Annotated in this window: 6 protein-coding genes; 4 read left to right on the forward strand and 2 right to left on the reverse strand. The window is 63.7% G+C overall.

Annotation, left to right across the window (positions count from 1 at the left end):
- The first annotated feature begins 1 nt into the window (after position 1).
- Genes DB30_RS10175 through DB30_RS10190 form a run of 4 tightly spaced genes read left to right on the forward strand, consistent with a single transcriptional unit; the run spans position 2 to position 7492 of the window.
- Positions 2-2587, forward strand: a complete 2586-nt coding sequence (locus DB30_RS10175; RefSeq protein WP_052548194.1) for a helicase-related protein — start codon at positions 2-4, stop codon at positions 2585-2587.
- On the forward strand, positions 2584-3486 hold the full coding sequence (gene dpdG, locus DB30_RS10180) for a protein DpdG (protein WP_052548195.1): 903 nt from the start codon (positions 2584-2586) through the stop codon (positions 3484-3486). The genes DB30_RS10175 and dpdG overlap by 4 nt, the downstream gene beginning before the upstream one ends.
- A complete protein-coding gene (locus DB30_RS10185) occupies positions 3483-6782 on the forward strand; it encodes a hypothetical protein (protein ID WP_052548196.1) in 3300 nt (1099 codons plus the stop codon). The genes dpdG and DB30_RS10185 overlap by 4 nt, the downstream gene beginning before the upstream one ends.
- Positions 6782-7492 (forward strand): hypothetical protein, encoded by a 711-nt coding sequence (locus DB30_RS10190; RefSeq protein WP_052548197.1) that lies wholly within the window; start codon positions 6782-6784, stop codon positions 7490-7492. Before DB30_RS10185 ends, DB30_RS10190 begins: the two co-directional genes overlap by 1 nt.
- 8 nt (positions 7493-7500) lie before the next feature.
- Here DB30_RS10190 and DB30_RS10195 read toward each other — a convergent pair whose 3' ends face one another.
- On the reverse strand, positions 7501-13944 hold the full coding sequence (locus DB30_RS10195; RefSeq protein ID WP_052548198.1) for an AAA domain-containing protein: 6444 nt from the start codon (positions 13942-13944) through the stop codon (positions 7501-7503).
- Positions 13941-16193: a hypothetical protein gene (locus DB30_RS10200; protein WP_052548199.1), complete on the reverse strand. Its 2253-nt coding sequence runs from the start codon at positions 16191-16193 to the stop codon at positions 13941-13943. Before DB30_RS10200 ends, DB30_RS10195 begins: the two co-directional genes overlap by 4 nt.
- Between the last annotated feature and the right edge of the window lie 131 nt (positions 16194-16324).

Genomic DNA, 16324 nt, shown 5'->3' on the forward strand with positions numbered 1-16324 from the left:
CATGCGCCGCGACTGGTACGTCTTCGACTCGTTGTCCGACCTGCTCGACGCTCTGCATCGTGGCTGGCATCGTGGACCTCCCGAGGATCCGTCCACCCAGTGGCTGGATGCCGCGGTCGAGCGTGCCTGGTTCGCTTTCGCAGCCAGTGACGGGGTCGATCGTCTTGTCTGGCTCCGGGAGCTGGCTCGTCTGCATGGGGGCACTCTCGAGCTTGCAGTGGGCTTGATTGATCCCGTTGACGCCAAGTTGCTCGCACGCTTCGGGCTGCGCTCGAGTGTAGTGCAAGAGCACCTCGTGTGGCGGATCATGGATGCGGCCGAGGCCGCGCTGCCGGCTCGGCTGCGCGACCAACTCGCCGTGAGCCTGCCGGTGGATCCGCACCCTCGACGTGTGTCCCTCGAGGAGCCGCCGGACGGGGTATTGCTGCGCTGCTCGTCGCACGAGCAGTACCGAACCACGACACAGAAATCCGCAGTGCGTGCGTTGTGCACGATGCCGGCCGGGAAGAGCCTTCTGATCACGATGCCCACGGGCAGCGGCAAGAGTCTGTTGTTTCAGCTGGGTGTTCGGTGGTGGAACGAGCTCGCCAGCGGTCGAGAGCGCGCCTGCGTGCTCGTCATCGTACCCACGGTCGCGCTCGCGCTTGCGCACGAACACACGTTGCGACGCATCGAAGGGCTCGAAGGTAGTCAGGCGCTGACCGGTGCCCTATCGGGTCAGGAGCGCGACGAGCTGTTCCTACGTTTTCGCCGTGGAGAAGTCCCGATTCTTCTTGCAGCGCCCGAGTCCGCGCTGGGCTCGGCCCGGTCGGATCTGCAACGCGTTGCCGCGAGCCTGAGCGACCGCCCACTGGCAGAGCGCGGGCGTCTGGCCGCAGTGTTCGTGGACGAGGCACACATCATCCACAGCTGGGGGCGGAGCTTTCGACCAGACTTTCAGCGCCTCCCCGGTCTGGTTGAGCGCTTGCGGGCGAGCAATCCCTCGCTGCGTACGGTGCTGCTCTCGGCGACCGTCGGTCGAGAGGCCAAGCAACTGCTCCGTCGACAGTATGCGAAGGATCTGGAGATGCTCGAGGTCGCTGCCCAAGCGCCGCGAACCGAGCTGGATTTGTGCATCCACCACTTCGACGACGCCGGGGAGCGCGATGGTGCGGTCATCGACCTCGTTGACCTGTTCCCGCGGCCGATGCTGCTCTACACGACCGAAGTGGACGATGCCGAGCGGATTCACGCTGCACTATCGGCCCGGGGCTATCAACGTCTCGCCTGCTTCACCGGAAACACGGGTCCGCGCGAGCGCCAAGCCATCATCGACGGTTGGCAAGCGAGGAGCATCGACCTCGTCGTTGCAACCTCGGCTTTCGGCATGGGCATCGACAAGTCCGATGTGCGCGCCGTCGTCCATGCGTGCCTGCCCGAGGACGCGGCTCGGCTGTACCAGGAGATCGGACGTGCCGGCCGCGATGGACACCAGGCCCTCGCGGTGGTGCTCTCGAGCCAACAAGACGAGGTGCTCGCCGTGCGCATGGGAACAGGGCAGGTGCTGTCGGTCGTCAAAGCCAAGGAGCGCTGGATGTCGCTTCTGGAGCAGGCCCGACGCGACGGGCCGATCTCGGCGGAGACGTTCGAGGTCAGCCTCGACGCGGAGCTCGAGCGTCTGCCTCCGCGCACCGGTCAGCACCATATGAACTGGAACAGGGCGCTGCTCGTCCAGCTGCAGCGCTACGGGGCCTTGAAAGTGCTCGCCGTCGACGACACCCGCGACCGCTGGACGCTGCGCATGCTCGAGCCCGGCCTGCTCGATAGCGACACCGCGGCGCAACTCGTCGAGCAATATCTCGCCGCTCGGAGCAAAGAAACCCGTGCCGCGCATCGGCGGGTCGACGCGCTCCTGCAGCTCGTGCGGGCGACCCAACTCGTCGGCGACAACACGGATGCTGCCGAGGACGAAGTGGAGGTCGCCGAGGATCCGCTCTTGGACTATAGCTGCCTCATGCTTGCGCTGTTCGAGCAGGTCGAGGATTCGCTCGAGATTCAAGAGCCTTGCGGGCGATGCATGTGTTGTCGGAAATGGAAGCAACAGCCGCCTGGCCGTGTGCGCCACCAGGGGGGCACGGCGGTCTGGACCACGCCGACGGTCGGTGATGACCCCTGGGCCGGAGCACGCGTGGCGTTTGCTCGAGACCCGGAGTATCGCGATCTGAACAATGTGATTCGGGATTTGGTGCGGGTCGGCTTTCAGCAATTCATCGTGCCGGACGGACGAGCCATGGACACCGCGCGCGTGCTGGCTGAGTACGCGGGACATCCAGGCCTGGTTCTGGAGGCTCAGCAGATATTGACGGACGCGTGGCGGGCGATGCCGATCGCAACCGTGCTGTTCTTCGATCCCACGCTTGGAGAACGCGCGCGCACGATCCTCTACACGCGGACCCGCGATCACGTCCTGGCGACCCCACGCGTTGGGTTGCTGTTCGTTGCCCCGCACGATTTACAGCTTCAGGGCAAGCGGTTGAGCGCGATCGCTTCCGCCCACGGACCTATGGACATCGAAGATCTCGTCTATCATTCGGGAGCCCATTCATGAGCCTCCTGTCGGACACCCAAGGTCGCCCCGAACCCGTGAGGTCGCTGTTGCGGTTGCTCGACGCTCTGGGAGGGCGAGCGACGCGTGACGAGGTCGACACCTGGATGATGCCTGCATCATTCCGAAAGCACGGGGAGCGCAGCCTCTCGCAGGTGAGCCAGACGGTCGGCTGTGCGCGCAGTCTCGGCCTGGTCGAAGACGATGGGGATGCTCTCGTGCTCAGCGTGGACCCAGCGCCGAACGGCATGGAGGCGTTTTTGGACCTCGTCCACGCGCGACTGTGCGATCCGCAAAACGAGGCGGACGACGTCTTGTTCAGGGCCTACGCCTGCGTGGTACTCGAGACGGAACGGACGGGCAACACCGACTGGTTGGCCCAGTCGAGCGCCGCGATCGCCACCTCCATCAACAGGATCCTCGCGCACGGCGAGAGCGGTGCCCAGCGTGTCTTCAACAATACCAAGGCCCCGGCATGGCGTGCGTGGATGGTCGCGCTCGGCCTCGCCATCGAGGGCGGCAACACGCTACCGTATCTGTTTCCACAGCCAGCACAGCGCCTCATCCGGGAGTTGCCTGCCATCGCCGACGCGCACGGGCGCGGGGTAGAGATCCCAGCTGCGACGTTCATGGCCGAGATGGGCCGGCGCATGCCTTATCTCGACGGTGGTCAGGTTTACGCGCGCGTCGCCGCGCAGTTCGCCGAGGTGCACAGTTGGCGTTTGCGGGCGGGCTGGGTAACGACCGTCGTCAGCGAGGCGCTGCGAGATCTTCATGACGAAGGCACCATCGAGTTGGTCGCACGAGCCGATGCGGCGGACGCCCTGAGCCTGCATCGCGAGATCGGCAGTTCGCTGCGTTCCTTCGTCGGTGTCATCGTTCGAGATGAGGCAGACCAATGAGCTTTCGCAACTACGCGTGCTGGAAAGTCGATGACGCGACAGCAATGCTCCGCACCGAGGCTCTCGAGAGCTCTCGGGCGGTGTTCATGGCCGTCCACTCGCCTATCCGCGATTTTCAGGTCGAGGGCGTGCTGGCGGGACTCCTCGATGAACGCAGCGAGACGGGGCTGTTGGATGCGCTCACGCGCCCGGACCACCGTCACCTGTTTTGTGTGGTCCAGGGTGAGCCTGGCTCGGGCAAGTCACATCTCATCCGTTGGCTGCGCTTTTGCTGGGAGAAACAGCGCAAGCAAGACCTGGTCTTGATGGTCCCCCGCAGCAACGGGAGTCTCGAGGGCGCCCTTCGGCACATGAAAGAGCGGCTCCCGGACCGCTACCAACATCTGTTTGCGGGTCTCGGTCAGGTGCAGAACACCACCTTGCAGGGCCGCGCGCGCGACTTCCACAGCAAGTTGGCCAACAGCCTCAGCCCCAACTACTTCTCCGGGGAGGCACCTGAACATGCCGAGTGGGCAGAGAAAAATCAGCTGAGTCGCCTCATCGGCCACCACCAAGTGATCGAGCAGTGGTCGGCTCCCCGGCGGATACTCGAGACCCTCTCTGGTGGCTCGGAGCGCAACTCCCGGGTCGAGTCGTTCACGCTGCGAGACGTCCACGAACTCGCGCTGCTGCTTCGCTCTGTGCGGGATCGGACGATCGGCCCCAAAGCCCTGCAGGCGCGCCGAAAATTCGAGCTGGAGTCTGCACAACTTGGCCCGCTCTTGGACCAGAATCTGGACGGATCCGTCGACGCGGCAGCGGCCCTCGCGGTTGCGCCCATGCTCGTTCGCCTGCGGGAAGCCCTGGATGCACGCTTTAATGCCGTCGTCCAGGATCTGGTCGGGGTTGGCCGCGATGGTTTGGTGCGAGCCTTTCGCCAGTTGCGCAAGCATCTCGCCAAGAGTGGTCAGCGACTCGTCTTGCTGCTTGAAGACATCACCAGCTTTCAGGGCGTGGACAAGCAGTTGCTCGATGTGCTCGTCGCCAAGAGCGAGACCGAGGAACACGGCGGGGAGCTGTGTGATCTGCTCAGCGTGGTGGGCATCACGACGGACTTCTTCGATCAATCGATGCGAAGCTACGGCAACCTGCGAGAGCGCGTCTCGCTGCATGTGTATCTGGGCGACGCAACGGCCGGCCAGGCAGCGCAGAGCCTCTCGCTCACGGACTCTAGTGGTCGCCAGCGCTTCGCTATCCACTACCTGCGAGCCGTGCGGGCGGGAATCGACACGATCGAGCGCTGGGAGCAGAGCGGTCACGGAAAGCCGACCAACGCCTGCGTGGCCTGTCCACACCGCGGTCCCTGCCATCGTGCATTCGGCAGCGAGGACGGAGTGGGCTTTTACCCGCTCTCGCCTCGCGCCATCGATCGCATCTTCGAGTCACTGCGCGACCCCGCGGGCACCATGAGCCTGCGAACGCCCCGGGGCATGGTCCAAAATGTATTGTCCCCGCTGCTGCTGCACCCCGAGCGGCTGGAGAGGGGCGAGTATCCCCCGGCGAACCTCGAGGGCACCTACTTGCCCAAAGATGAGGGCTATCTGCTCGGACAAGTCGAGCGGATCCCGGCGATGTTGGACGACCCCGCCGATAGCGAACGCATGCGTCGCTTCATCGCGTGGTGGTCGTCCAGGGATCCTGGGGCACAGACCAGGCGCGATGCCCAGGGGCGACTGCTGTTTGCGGAGATCGCCAAGGAAGCCTACGAGGCCTTCGATCTGTGCTGGCCGGGTGAGCCCGTCGAGACCGAAGGAGAGGAACCTGACACCCCGGCTTTGATCGCGTTCGAGTCGAACGAATCTGCGCGCGCAGATGAGGTTCCCGAAGCAGACGCCGCTCCGGTTCCCTCTCCACCAGCACTTCCAAAGTCCCCGCGGGCCAAGGATGACAAGGGCACGAGCGCACCGCACAAGGTCAGCCGCACGCAGATGGACAAGCTCCGCACGGAGCTCAAAGGTTGGTTCGAGGGAGGCAGGGTGAGCGACGACAAGAAGTGGTCGTTGCTGCTGATGGAGGTTCTCAACACGCTTCCGTGGCGCAGCCTCGACGTGCCCCACTGGCTTCAGCACAGGTTGTTCACGGACTCGACGGTCATGCTCGAGGGCTCGCGCAAGGCTAGTGTGCGGCACTTCGTGATCCCCCGAGTAGACTGGGTTCGAGAGGGGCTGGATGGCTGGCTGGCCCTGCGAACCCAAAGTGGGGGCGAGGTCGAGTACCACCGCAAGCGCGTGGCTCGGTTTCTTCGCAGGTTGAATGGACTCGTGCTCGCCCATGTCGAGAGCAAGAGTTTGGCGGCGTCCGAGGGCGGCGTGTGGAACCCAGCCGGGACTGCCGCGCAAGCCCTGTTGGCCCGGGCCTGGCTGCAGGGCCGACTGCCAGAGGATGCGTCTTTGGCCAAGCGCTGGGAGATGATCCTGGTTGAGGATCAGGGGGCGGCGCTCAGCGCCGCCAACCATACCCCTGGGTGGCAGGAAGTGATTCGCAAGGTCGGACACTACCTGGGTGTCTTTCGGCAGTTCGTACGGGACTGGGTCCAGCTGAGCCTCACCCCCGAGAAGGGAGACGACGGAATCGTCGATGCTGGCGCCATCGCTCCCGCGCTGGTGGCCTTTGGCCAGCGGCTCGCTCCAGATCTACCGCCACTCGAGCCCGTCCTTCCCAAGCAGCTGACCGAGTGGGTCTCAATCGCGGACGTGGGGCGAACCGTCCGCAAGATCATGCCGCTGCTTGCTCATCACGAGTTCAATCGCGTCAAGAAGGACATCGAACTTCTCGAGTTCGCATGCGATCGCCGAAGTCTCCCGCAGTACTTCGTCGAGGTCGGCCAGACGATCGAGCAACTCCGGGCGATGGACAATCGAGCACCCCAGGCTCGGATCGAGGAGTGGCATCGCGTTCGGCGCTTGCTGACAGACAAGAACATGCTCGAGCCCAGCGAGGGCAGTGGACTGCGAAAGCTGGATGATTTTCTCGGCGACACCGATCCCGATGCTCGGGAGGCGTTGGAGAAGGCCGACCCCATCGACCAGTTGGCCTGGATCCTCAAGAGTCCCTACGACAACCTCGTCCTGATGGCCTCGCAGGTGGAGATCGTGCAAGCGATCCTCGTTCAGCTCTGGTCCTACGTGTCGACCCTGCTGCAGGAGTCTCCCGGCGACGACAGTGACGCCCCCGGAGCCCTCGACGCCGCAGGTACACGCCTGGGCTGCGCCGCCGAGCAACTAACCCGGGTGCTGACCAGCGAAGGGAAGTCGTGATGGCCGAGCCTGAGACCCTCTCACCCTTGCGCTCCTTGCAGGCGGCCGTGCAGGACGGCCGACTTGCGGCCGCGGTTCGCCGCCGAGAACACGGCGCCGCTCTCGACAAGGCGTCGCGTGCCTTGGCGAGTTTCGGGGGGTCTGTTGATCGGATCGAGGAGCTGGTTCGCGTCGCGGCCACGGTCGTTACGCACATCGATGAAAACAGTCAGATCGTGCTGCGTAGCAAGCTCGACACGCTCGCGCAGAAGAGCCACACCCTCGTCGGCGAGATCACCACGGAGATCCTCGACAATTCTTGGCGGCAGCTGGAAGAGATCGACGGCCTGACTAAAGACATCAGCATGCAACTGCAGCGAGCCTGGAACAGCCTGATCCAGGCCGAGTTCGCAACCCTCGCGCAACTCGGTGGTGCTTTGAAGATGATGAAGGCCGAGACCGAATTGGGTGAACGCATGCGAGTCATTGCCCATGACGCGTTAGCACTTGGAAGCCAGTTTCCCCCGAGCGAGACGGCACTGGAGGCACTGGCCAAGCACACTCAGGCCCGGAACGAGGTGCGCGACAGGTTATCGAAGTCCGGATCGGGGATCAGCTCGTTTCTGCTCAAGGTCGCCGAAGGTCAGGCGACGCTGGCCGATTTGGATCAGGAGACGCTGGATTGGCTGCGCAAGCAGGGGGCCATGCAAGCGTTCGCGGTCCGCCTGTGAGGGGCGGCTCAGCTCCATCCCAAAAATTCCGCCAGCCGAGTCAGCACCGTCCGGCTGACCGTCGCGTCCAGCATCTGCTGGGGGAACAGCGGTGACCCCGTGTGAAGACAGGCCTGACAGCCGTCGACGCAGAGTCGCGCGCTGAGCCGGTAAACCTGATCACCGAGTCGAGCATCCGCCTCCAGCGATCCTTCCTGCGCCGCATCCTCGAGTTCGAGGTAGCAGCGGCGAAGCTGAGCCCAGCGCTGGACGCTGGGATCTCCGCCGCGGGCGAGCGCGACGACCCGTCCTACCAGTTCCCAAGCCGTGGGGTCGCGGTCCATCTCGGCGCTCAACTGTTCGCGCACGGTCCGGACTTCTTGCTGGAGACTCCGGTAGGAAAAGCGCTCGCCGCCGATGTCCTCGCTGTCATACAGCACCCGGACGACCGATTGCATGATGTTGGCGTCGTCCTCGGGGTCGAGACCCAGCACGCCGGCTAGCTCTCCGATTCGGTCGGCAGATATCGGATCCCTCAACGACCACGTGTTTGCGAGATCTGCATCCTCGAGTAATCGCTCGAGGACCTCGTCCTCGCGCGCATTCGGACACTCGAACAGCGCACCGGCACGCAGTTCGCCGAACGCGATGTCCAGGGTCTCGAGGAAGGTTCGCGTGGTTCCGTCTCCGTGCTCGCCGTCTTCGCAGACCACGATGACGTCATCGGCATCTTCACCGAACTGAATAGGCAGCTTGGTGTGAAACAGTACCCGTCGCGGATCGCCGGCACCGTGGATCGCGAATAGCTGCTGCAGACGCATCGCTAGACCGTGCAGAGCGAGGGATCGCAGGTACTGGCGAAACCCCTGGTCGTCCTTGCAACCCGCGATTGCCTGAACGAGGAAACCCTGCATGCCGGCCAGGTGTGGTTTGGCCAACTCTTCAGCAATTCGAACGATCCGCTGCTCGGTGAGCAATGGGTGCAAAGACAGGTATTGAGTGTAGGTCTCGAGCAGCAACTGGCGAAAGTGGCCCACGTCCCAACGCCGAAGCAGCCGCTGGAGCTTTTCGTTGGTGTTCTCGAACGCGCGGGCGGTAACCAGCAGATCAGCGAGTTCGCGGGCCTGGAAGCGGTTCATACCGGCCTGCGGTGCGCCACTGAGAACGAGGAAGCGAAAGTACTGTCCTCGCAACCAGCGCCCATCGCGGGTGCCCTCGATCCTGTCGAACTCATGTTCCACGAAACGATCCAATGTGTCTTGATCGAGGCGCAGCCGGACGCCCTCGGTGCTGACCTGATAGCCGTAGAGTTGAACGGCCGGCGCGGGTGCGCCACGCTTGTGGTGGGCCGCGTGTTGCTGGGCTTCGACGAAGGTCTGCGTGTGGATGAACTCCTCGCGTTTGAACGAATTGACATCGACGATGATGCGAGACTCGGCGCCCCAGTAGATCCGGGACACAGTCAAACCGGTGCCTTGTTCGGCGGCTCCGCTACCCTGGTAGGCGTAGAGTCCCGTCGTGAGCGGCTCGAGGGCGCCCACGGCGCGGGGCTGGCCCTGGTCCCGGCGGGCATTGCAGATGATGAAGCCGCTGAGGCTGCCCTGACTCTTGGGGTTGATCCCAGGATGCTCCTCGGCTGACGAGGTGAGGTCGACGAGCCGCGTCGTGGACCTGTCGTAGCCGACGAAGGGAGTCCACCCCGCACCGTCGAACCTGCCGAGCTTCTCGAGCCGGAGTTCGCTCGGACGAATTGCCGCGAGCACGACGTTGTCTCCGATCTCCTGGTGGAGGTAGCGAGGAAGCGCGAGCCGAAGTGCCGTCAGGCCACCGGGTATCGGTTCGAAGGTTTCGTGTTGCGAGCGGTGATCAACCGCAGCCCAGGGGGTGCGACCGCTGTGTGGGGTGACCCAGTGGGTGACGCCGAATCCGTAGCGACGCGTGGCCGTGCCCGGAGCACAGGTGGCCAGGGCAACGCCGATATCCTCTTCCTTACCAACCGGATCATTGTTGTCGTCGATGAAGCTCACCCGGACCGCCGGCAGGTTAATGGTTTCGAATAGCTGGGTGGGCACTTCGGGGATCTGAGCGACCCAGCAGGCCAGACCGGTTGTCGCAGGATTGCTGATCTTCGGCCTGACCTGTGCCCAGAGCGCCTGCAGATCCGTGATGCCCATATCGACGAAGACTCGCTCGCCGAAAATATCGCGGATCATGATCATGGCTTCTGCGAATACGTGTGCGGGCAAATTCGGCGACGGGTCTTGTCGATAGTGGTGATTCCGCGCCGCGGCGTCCAGGAGCGTGGCGATGAGTTGACCGCGGCGAACGAAGAAGTTGCGCATGTTCAGGGGCACGCGAAAGCTCGCCGCCTCGAGCATGCGTTCGGGTCGTCGAAAGAACCACGTGTCCCGCGGGCTGTAGACCGAGAGGGTAACGCCGGTCACGGGACGATCGTCCGCGCCGCGACCACCGCGCCCCTTTCGCTGCACGAAGCTCGCCGCGTTCAGGGGCGCATAGTGCTGAAACACGAGGCTCATCTCGGGGTCGTCGAAACCGACCTCGAGCGAGGACGTGGCGAATACCACGTCGCTGCTTCCGATCATGTCATCCACGCGTTCCTTGGTCCCGGAGAACACCGGGCTTTGACACACGGAGAGACTCTGGCCGGCTTCATATGCACCATTGGCGGTCTCCTGGTGGGGGTCCCGGGCCGCGAAGAACCAGCACTCCCCATCGACGAATCGGCTGCAGGTCTCGGGGTGGCCGCAGCACTCGCGGCGGGGCGTGGACTCCGGGGGAACAGTGCCGTACCGACTCGTACGCAGCCGAGCGAGGCGATTGTTCCGCTCCGCGTCGATGTAGTCACCGTGCAAGCGTTTGACTTTGTCGATGGAGTCGAGGAACGCGAGCGCTCGATAGCCCCCACGATTGCCCCGACGGCGTCGCATCCCATGGGCCAGACACATCAACGACTGGATCGTGGTCGAGGCGCCGGCCACATCCTTGCCGCGCGACTCAATCTCGGGCTGGACGAAGTAAAAGTACTCGCGCGAGCGTGGATTGGGCTCTCGCTCCTCGGGTGTGGGAGAGATTTGCGTCACTGGCCCGCAGCCGCACAACTCTTCCCAGACACGGCCGGGCTCCCCGAGGGTGGCGCTCATCCCGACAGCGAGGGGGCGGTCTTGCGGGTCGCGGCTGTTGATGCGCAACCGAGCCAGCAGCCGACGTAGCGCATAGCCGACCTGGGCGCCTTGAATGTGCGAGTAGATATGGATCTCGTCAGCGAGCACGGCGCGTGGAGGGAGAACACCCCTGGCGTCTCCGAACAGGCGACCACGCCATTGGCTGTGAAGCCAGCTGTGCAGAGATTCGGTGGTCGTGATGAAGATGCTGGTGTCGACTTTGCCCAGGCTCCGCTTGGATCCGACCCAGCCCGCAAAAGACCAGCCGCAACGCCGACAATGCAGGTGATCCGGCTGGTGAGTGTCCGGCGTGGGTGTCAGCAGCAAGTCCCCCCCACACTCGCCTTCGGGGCAAGGGAACAGCGGAAAGGCATAGCGCGATCCTACGCGCTTCCAGTGGGCGCCGAGTTCCCCATCGAAGTTACTGGGGACCTCGCTGTTTTGCACTCCCAGGGTCAGTGTGGGCATCCCGTCTTGTCGGGCCAGGGCAGCGAGATAGCCGGCGAGCCGTTGTGCCTGGTTGTTGGCGAGGCGGATACGCGGATAGACCAGCACGCAACGAGTCCCGGTCACGCCCTCGAGCGCATCGATGGCTGAGGCAATGATGAGAGGCAGAGCGGCGGCCTCGGTCTTGCCCGATCCGGTGTCAGCGGTAATCACGAACGAGCGAGTCTCGCTACGTCCGAACCAGGCTGGAAGCACCTCCAACAGAGCGCGAGACTGAAAGCCGGTCAGCAGCGGGTCGTCGACCATCCAACGCTCGCTGAGCATCTGACCGGCGCCACGCAGGACCCGGACCGTGGTTGGATCGCTTCCGAGGAGTTCCTCGAGCGTCGTCAGCGTTCGGCTCAGTGGCTGGTTGCGGGTGGGCTTGGAGCGATCAACGAAGCGCACCTTGGTCGCGCGCACCAAGAAGGGTCGGTTTCCGGCGTCGTCTTCTCGGAAGCGCTGCTTGATGTAGCGAAGCTCGCGGGCAAGCTCGGCCGCGCGGCTGCGCATGCGGCCATCGTCGAGGCTCATCAGCCATCCGTCTTGACGCAGGCGCCGGAGTACGGGGGCGAGCTCGGTGGCCGATCGGTGGGTGATGCTGGCGAGCTCGGCAGGGTGAACCCAGGCCTCGTAGACCCCAAAGTTGATGCGCCCCTGCTCGAGATTCTCGAGACTGTTGAGCACCTCGAAGTCAGATTCGGAGGGGACCTCGGGCAGAGGCAGGCGCTCGACAGGCTTCGCCTCCTGTTGCCGGGCCACCGTCAGGTCGAGGGTGCGCCGTCCTTTGTCGTTGGCTCCCCATTCCAGCACACCTTCGACAACCAGCGCATCGACGAGGGGCTCGAGCCGGTCCTCACCATCCAGGTCGAGCCAACAAAAGTGATCGCGAACGATGAAGTAAAAGGGGGCGTACCTGCCATGACGCAGCGCACCGAGCAGGCCTTGGATGTGGTTGCGGACCGACTCGAGATCACAGGGGAGCGGCCGCTGAGCGGGATCTCGGGGCTTGGCCGTCCAAAACGGGCCGTAGGGGCCATCCTTGAGTCGAATCACGACCATACCCAGCTCGAACAATTTCAGCAGCCCTTCGTGGATCTCCTGCTGAGTCCTCGACAGCGCCTTCGTCAGGGCAAAGCTCGCCGCTGATTTATGCTTGCTGGTCTTCGCTAGCCGACGGATCGCATCGAGCAATTCCGTGAGTACTGGGTCGAGCGCGCCTTCGTCGGGTGGGGGCTCGGACGGGACTTGTGTCGCGTCGACCTCGAGATTGGCTGCGTCGTCAAATCGTCGGACTCGCACGGTCAGCGGAACCGAGGCACCCGCGGGCCCCATCACCGACCAGGTCGCCACCTCTTGAGTCTCGTACACGAAGTTTCGCAGCACCTGGGCCTGCTCGAACAGCTCGTCGTCTTCAGGCACCACGCTGAGCAACTGTCGCGCCACTACCAGGATGAGCTTGGTGCGTGCGCGTGTGATCGTGACGTTGAAGCGCTCCGGACTGAAGATGAAGCTCGCCTCCATCTTGGCAAACTCGGGATCGGAGACGGTGTAGCAAGCAACAATCGCGTCTCGCTCTCGCCCCTGAATACGATCGACGGTCTCGACGACGCAGTCCTCGCCAAACCCCGTGGCGCGGATCAGCGTACGAAGCAGGGCGTTTTGGGCCCGGTGCGGCGAGACCACTGCGAGCCGTTGATTCCAGAAGGTTTGCGACGAGAGTTCGTCCTCGCGGTCCGGGGGGACCATGCGCGCCCGCAGCCGAGCCACGAGCCCCGCCGCGATACGCGCCTCAAACTCGTTGGAGGTTCCGCAGAGTGGGCCGCTGTACAGTAGTATGCAGACCGGGTTGTCCGGGTCGAGAGCGTGCCGCTCCCAATCTTGCAGACCCAGTTCCCAGCTCTCATGAAGCGCGAGGCGCTTGCTCTTGACCTCGGCGACGGACTCGTAACGGCCTTCGTAGAACACCTGCGCGGGGTATTCGGACAGCAGCTGGTTGAGCCGGAATGTCTCCGTTAGCGGAAATACCTCGATGCCGGCGTGCTTGAGAAAGCCGTAGAGGCTCGAGCCCAGGCGTAGGCCATCGATTTCACGTTCGTGGGTCTCGCGGACTGGAGCGAGTTGCTTGTCATCACCGGCGACGAGCACCCGTCCCTGCGGCGCCAGCCCAGCGATGCTGAGCAGCCCCTGACTGATGACCATCTGCGAGGCCTCGTCGATGCACACGAGATCGAAGAGCGGGGCCGTCGGGCCCTGGGCCTCGGCGAGCCTACCTCGCTCGATCGCCCGAAATAGTCCCCAGCCGGTTGCGCCGATCACCACATACTCGGAATTGAGGGCCTCTCGGAGGTCTTCCGGCTTAATGACCTCCACACCGTCGGGAAGAGACTGGTCGGGCTCGTGGCCAAGCCAGATCATGCGAATTGGGCCCCTGGCATGGATCGCTCGCTTCCTCACCGCCTCGAGCAAGTTGGCGATCGAGTTGCGCGTGAAGCCGGTGACGTAGACTCGACATGGCCGCCCGGCCGCTCGACGACCTTCGAGATAGCCCAGCGCCATCCACGATAGGGCGAATGTCTTGCCGGTACCTGGGGGCCCGAGGATCAGCGAAGTGCGGTGTTTGGCGATGCCCTCCCAACCGCGCTGCTGAGCTTCACGCAGAGAGAACTCGGACTGGTTGCCGATGATGGCTTCGCGGGCGAAGGCCAGCCCGGCTAGCCAGTCTCGCTGCGATTCCTCTGATACGTCGTGGGCAAACTCCAGTGGCCGACGCAGGAAGGTGCGCAAGTCGTCTCGAACCGTCATCCGGCCCCCTCACTCAGGTAGCGCAGGAGGGTTTCCATGCGAGCTGTGTTGACGTCGACATGACCCTTGTCCAGGAACCAGCCAGCGGTCGGTGTGTCCCGCATCAGTCGGCGCATGGTCTGGCTCGTCCAGGCTTTCTTCCAGATCTTCACGCGCAACCGACTGGGATCGGCGCCGGACAGCAACTCGACCGTGCATTCGGGCCAGCGCGAAGGGTCCATGCGCAGGTCCGGGTCGTCGTCGGTGAGGATTAGGCCCAGGCTACCCGGTGAGATCTCGGCCTGGCGGCTCTCAGGCGGCACCAAAAAGTCCAGGATTGCGCCCCCACTCCGATTTTTCGCTTCACGAAGCTCGAGATTGGCGTAGCAGCGCAATCGCTCTCGGCGTTCCTCGGACGGGCGGGCCAGATCGATCAGCGCGCCGAGACGCTCCGCTCGACTTTGAAGTAACTCCTGGGCGAGCAGCACGTCGAGGTCGATGGCTTCGAGCGGGTGAAACTGCTCTTGAAAGCGAAACGGCGGCTTGCGCAGGCGCAAGAAATCGTGGCCCGACTGCGCGTTGTCGTCGAGTATCCACTGACAGAGGCTCTGCATCGCGCGGAGTCGAGCGATCGCATCCTGTTGCGTGGCTTCGACCCACTGAGGCTTGTCGCCGAGTTGTCGCATCACGTCGATGGACAGGCGTGCGGAGAAGGGCCGTGTGAAGGGCGGCCCTGGAAGATACGGGCTCTTCAATGGAGGTGTCGCCTCGGCCAGGGCTCGGCTTACCCGCGCGAGGTCGTAGGAGACCTTGGCCGGAAGCACGTACAGCTGCTCTATCACGCTGCGCAAGGCACTAGCCGGCAAGTGATGGGCCCCGCGATACTCAGGCTCGGGTGCGCGGACTTCCTCTGGTGGAAACAGGCGCACGAGATGAATGAGGCCCGAACGAATATCGCTGTCGTCGAGGTGAGTGGCGAGAGTGTCGCGGAGGTCGTTTGCCTCCGACGGTTCGTAGACGAAGATGTGCATGCGCAGGCCCTCCGTAGTAGGGAGACGCTGGTTGTGCTCGTGGAGCTCTTGCAGGACATCGATGAGGCCACGCAGCACGCGGGTGAGCGCCGGCAATTCATCTGTAGGCCGAGTCACTACCTCGACCACCGGTGGCCTGGCCCGCTTGCCGCCTACAAGACAACCGATGGTCACAAGGTGAGCGGCGACCGGGTCCCGATCCACGACGAGGAAGATAGGCACGTCGATTTGTGGCGGCATCAACCAGGTGTGGTGTTCGGGTAGGCGGCACCACTGCCTCGAGAGCAACGCCTCAGCCCTGTTCTTGAGCAGCTTGCCTCGGGTGCGCAGCGTCCAGGTGTCATCGCCCAGGTGAGACGCGCGGGCGACAGCGCCGAGTGTTCGCAGACCATTACGATGAAGCGCGGCCTTGGACTGGTGGGAGAGTCCCGGTATTGCGGATATGTCCCAGTCTTCCCGAGGCCGATCGTCAGCGATGGCCTTGTCGCAATGCTGCAACCACTTACACTGCTCGCATTTGAAGTAGAGATGAAAGAAAGTCTGGTCTGACCCGCTGCCGATCTTTGTCTGGCTGATGGAACCGAGTTGGCGGCGAAAGAAGTCGCGCAATAGCTCCTCGTGGCTGCGGAGATCAAACAGACCTCTCTCCGCCTCCCATAGCGGGCCTCCGTCCGCGCCGATAGACCAGATGTTGGCCTGACGATGGATCGGCGGCTCATTGATTCCCAGTGAAGCGAATACTCCGCGCAACATCAGTGCGTAGAAAGCGACCTGTGCGCGATGATACTGGGTCGGGCGCCGGGTGTGTTTAACGTCGATAATTCTGAGGCACCGCTGCTTCCCCTCGCCCACCCACTCCATGAAATCCGGTAGGCCAGAGCGTATGGAGACGTGCTCAGGGAGTTGAAGATCGCGTCGCAAGGATGGAGTCTCATCGAGCTTGGCCTGGTAGATGAGCCTCGCTGGATGTTCTCCGCGCAAGAATGCGGCGGTCAGCCCCGGGGGCACGTGAAGACTCCCACCGTTCGGGCGCAGGATGGACTCGCCCCGCTCGCGCAGTCGTCGGAGTACGTCTTCCTCGAAACGGACGCCCTCCTCCCTACGGATGCTGCGGTCGTCGACCTCGTGCACGGGGACGGCGTCCCTGACCTCACGCGGAAGGGTCGCGTAGATCAACCTGCGCTCACAACGATACTGAAACCAATCCTTGATGTCGCTCGCGCGGATTTCCATTTTCATCGTGGCAGTTCACGCCTCTGCGCGAAGTTTCGCCAATAATACGAGTTCTTTCTGAGTGTGTCTCCTGGGTTCACAACCGTTAGCAACAGATTGACGCACGTTTGCCATGACGCTGGACCAAACGGCCCACT

The organism is Enhygromyxa salina, from assembly GCF_000737335.2.
GTDB classification, from domain to species: Bacteria; Myxococcota_A; Polyangia; order Nannocystales; family Nannocystaceae; genus Plesiocystis; species Plesiocystis salina_C.

What these genes read in the sequence shown, in the direction of transcription:
- DB30_RS10175 (WP_052548194.1), top strand. Translation starts at nt 2, where the DNA reads ATGCGCCGCGACTGGTACGTCTTCGACTCGTTGTCCGACCTGCTCGAC.
- dpdG (WP_052548195.1), top strand. Translation starts at nt 2,584, where the DNA reads ATGAGCCTCCTGTCGGACACCCAAGGTCGCCCCGAACCCGTGAGGTCG.
- DB30_RS10185 (WP_052548196.1), top strand. Translation starts at nt 3,483, where the DNA reads ATGAGCTTTCGCAACTACGCGTGCTGGAAAGTCGATGACGCGACAGCA.
- DB30_RS10190 (WP_052548197.1), top strand. Translation starts at nt 6,782, where the DNA reads ATGGCCGAGCCTGAGACCCTCTCACCCTTGCGCTCCTTGCAGGCGGCC.
- DB30_RS10195 (WP_052548198.1), bottom strand. Translation starts at nt 13,944, where the DNA reads ATGACGGTTCGAGACGACTTGCGCACCTTCCTGCGTCGGCCACTGGAG.
- DB30_RS10200 (WP_052548199.1), bottom strand. Translation starts at nt 16,193, where the DNA reads ATGAAAATGGAAATCCGCGCGAGCGACATCAAGGATTGGTTTCAGTAT.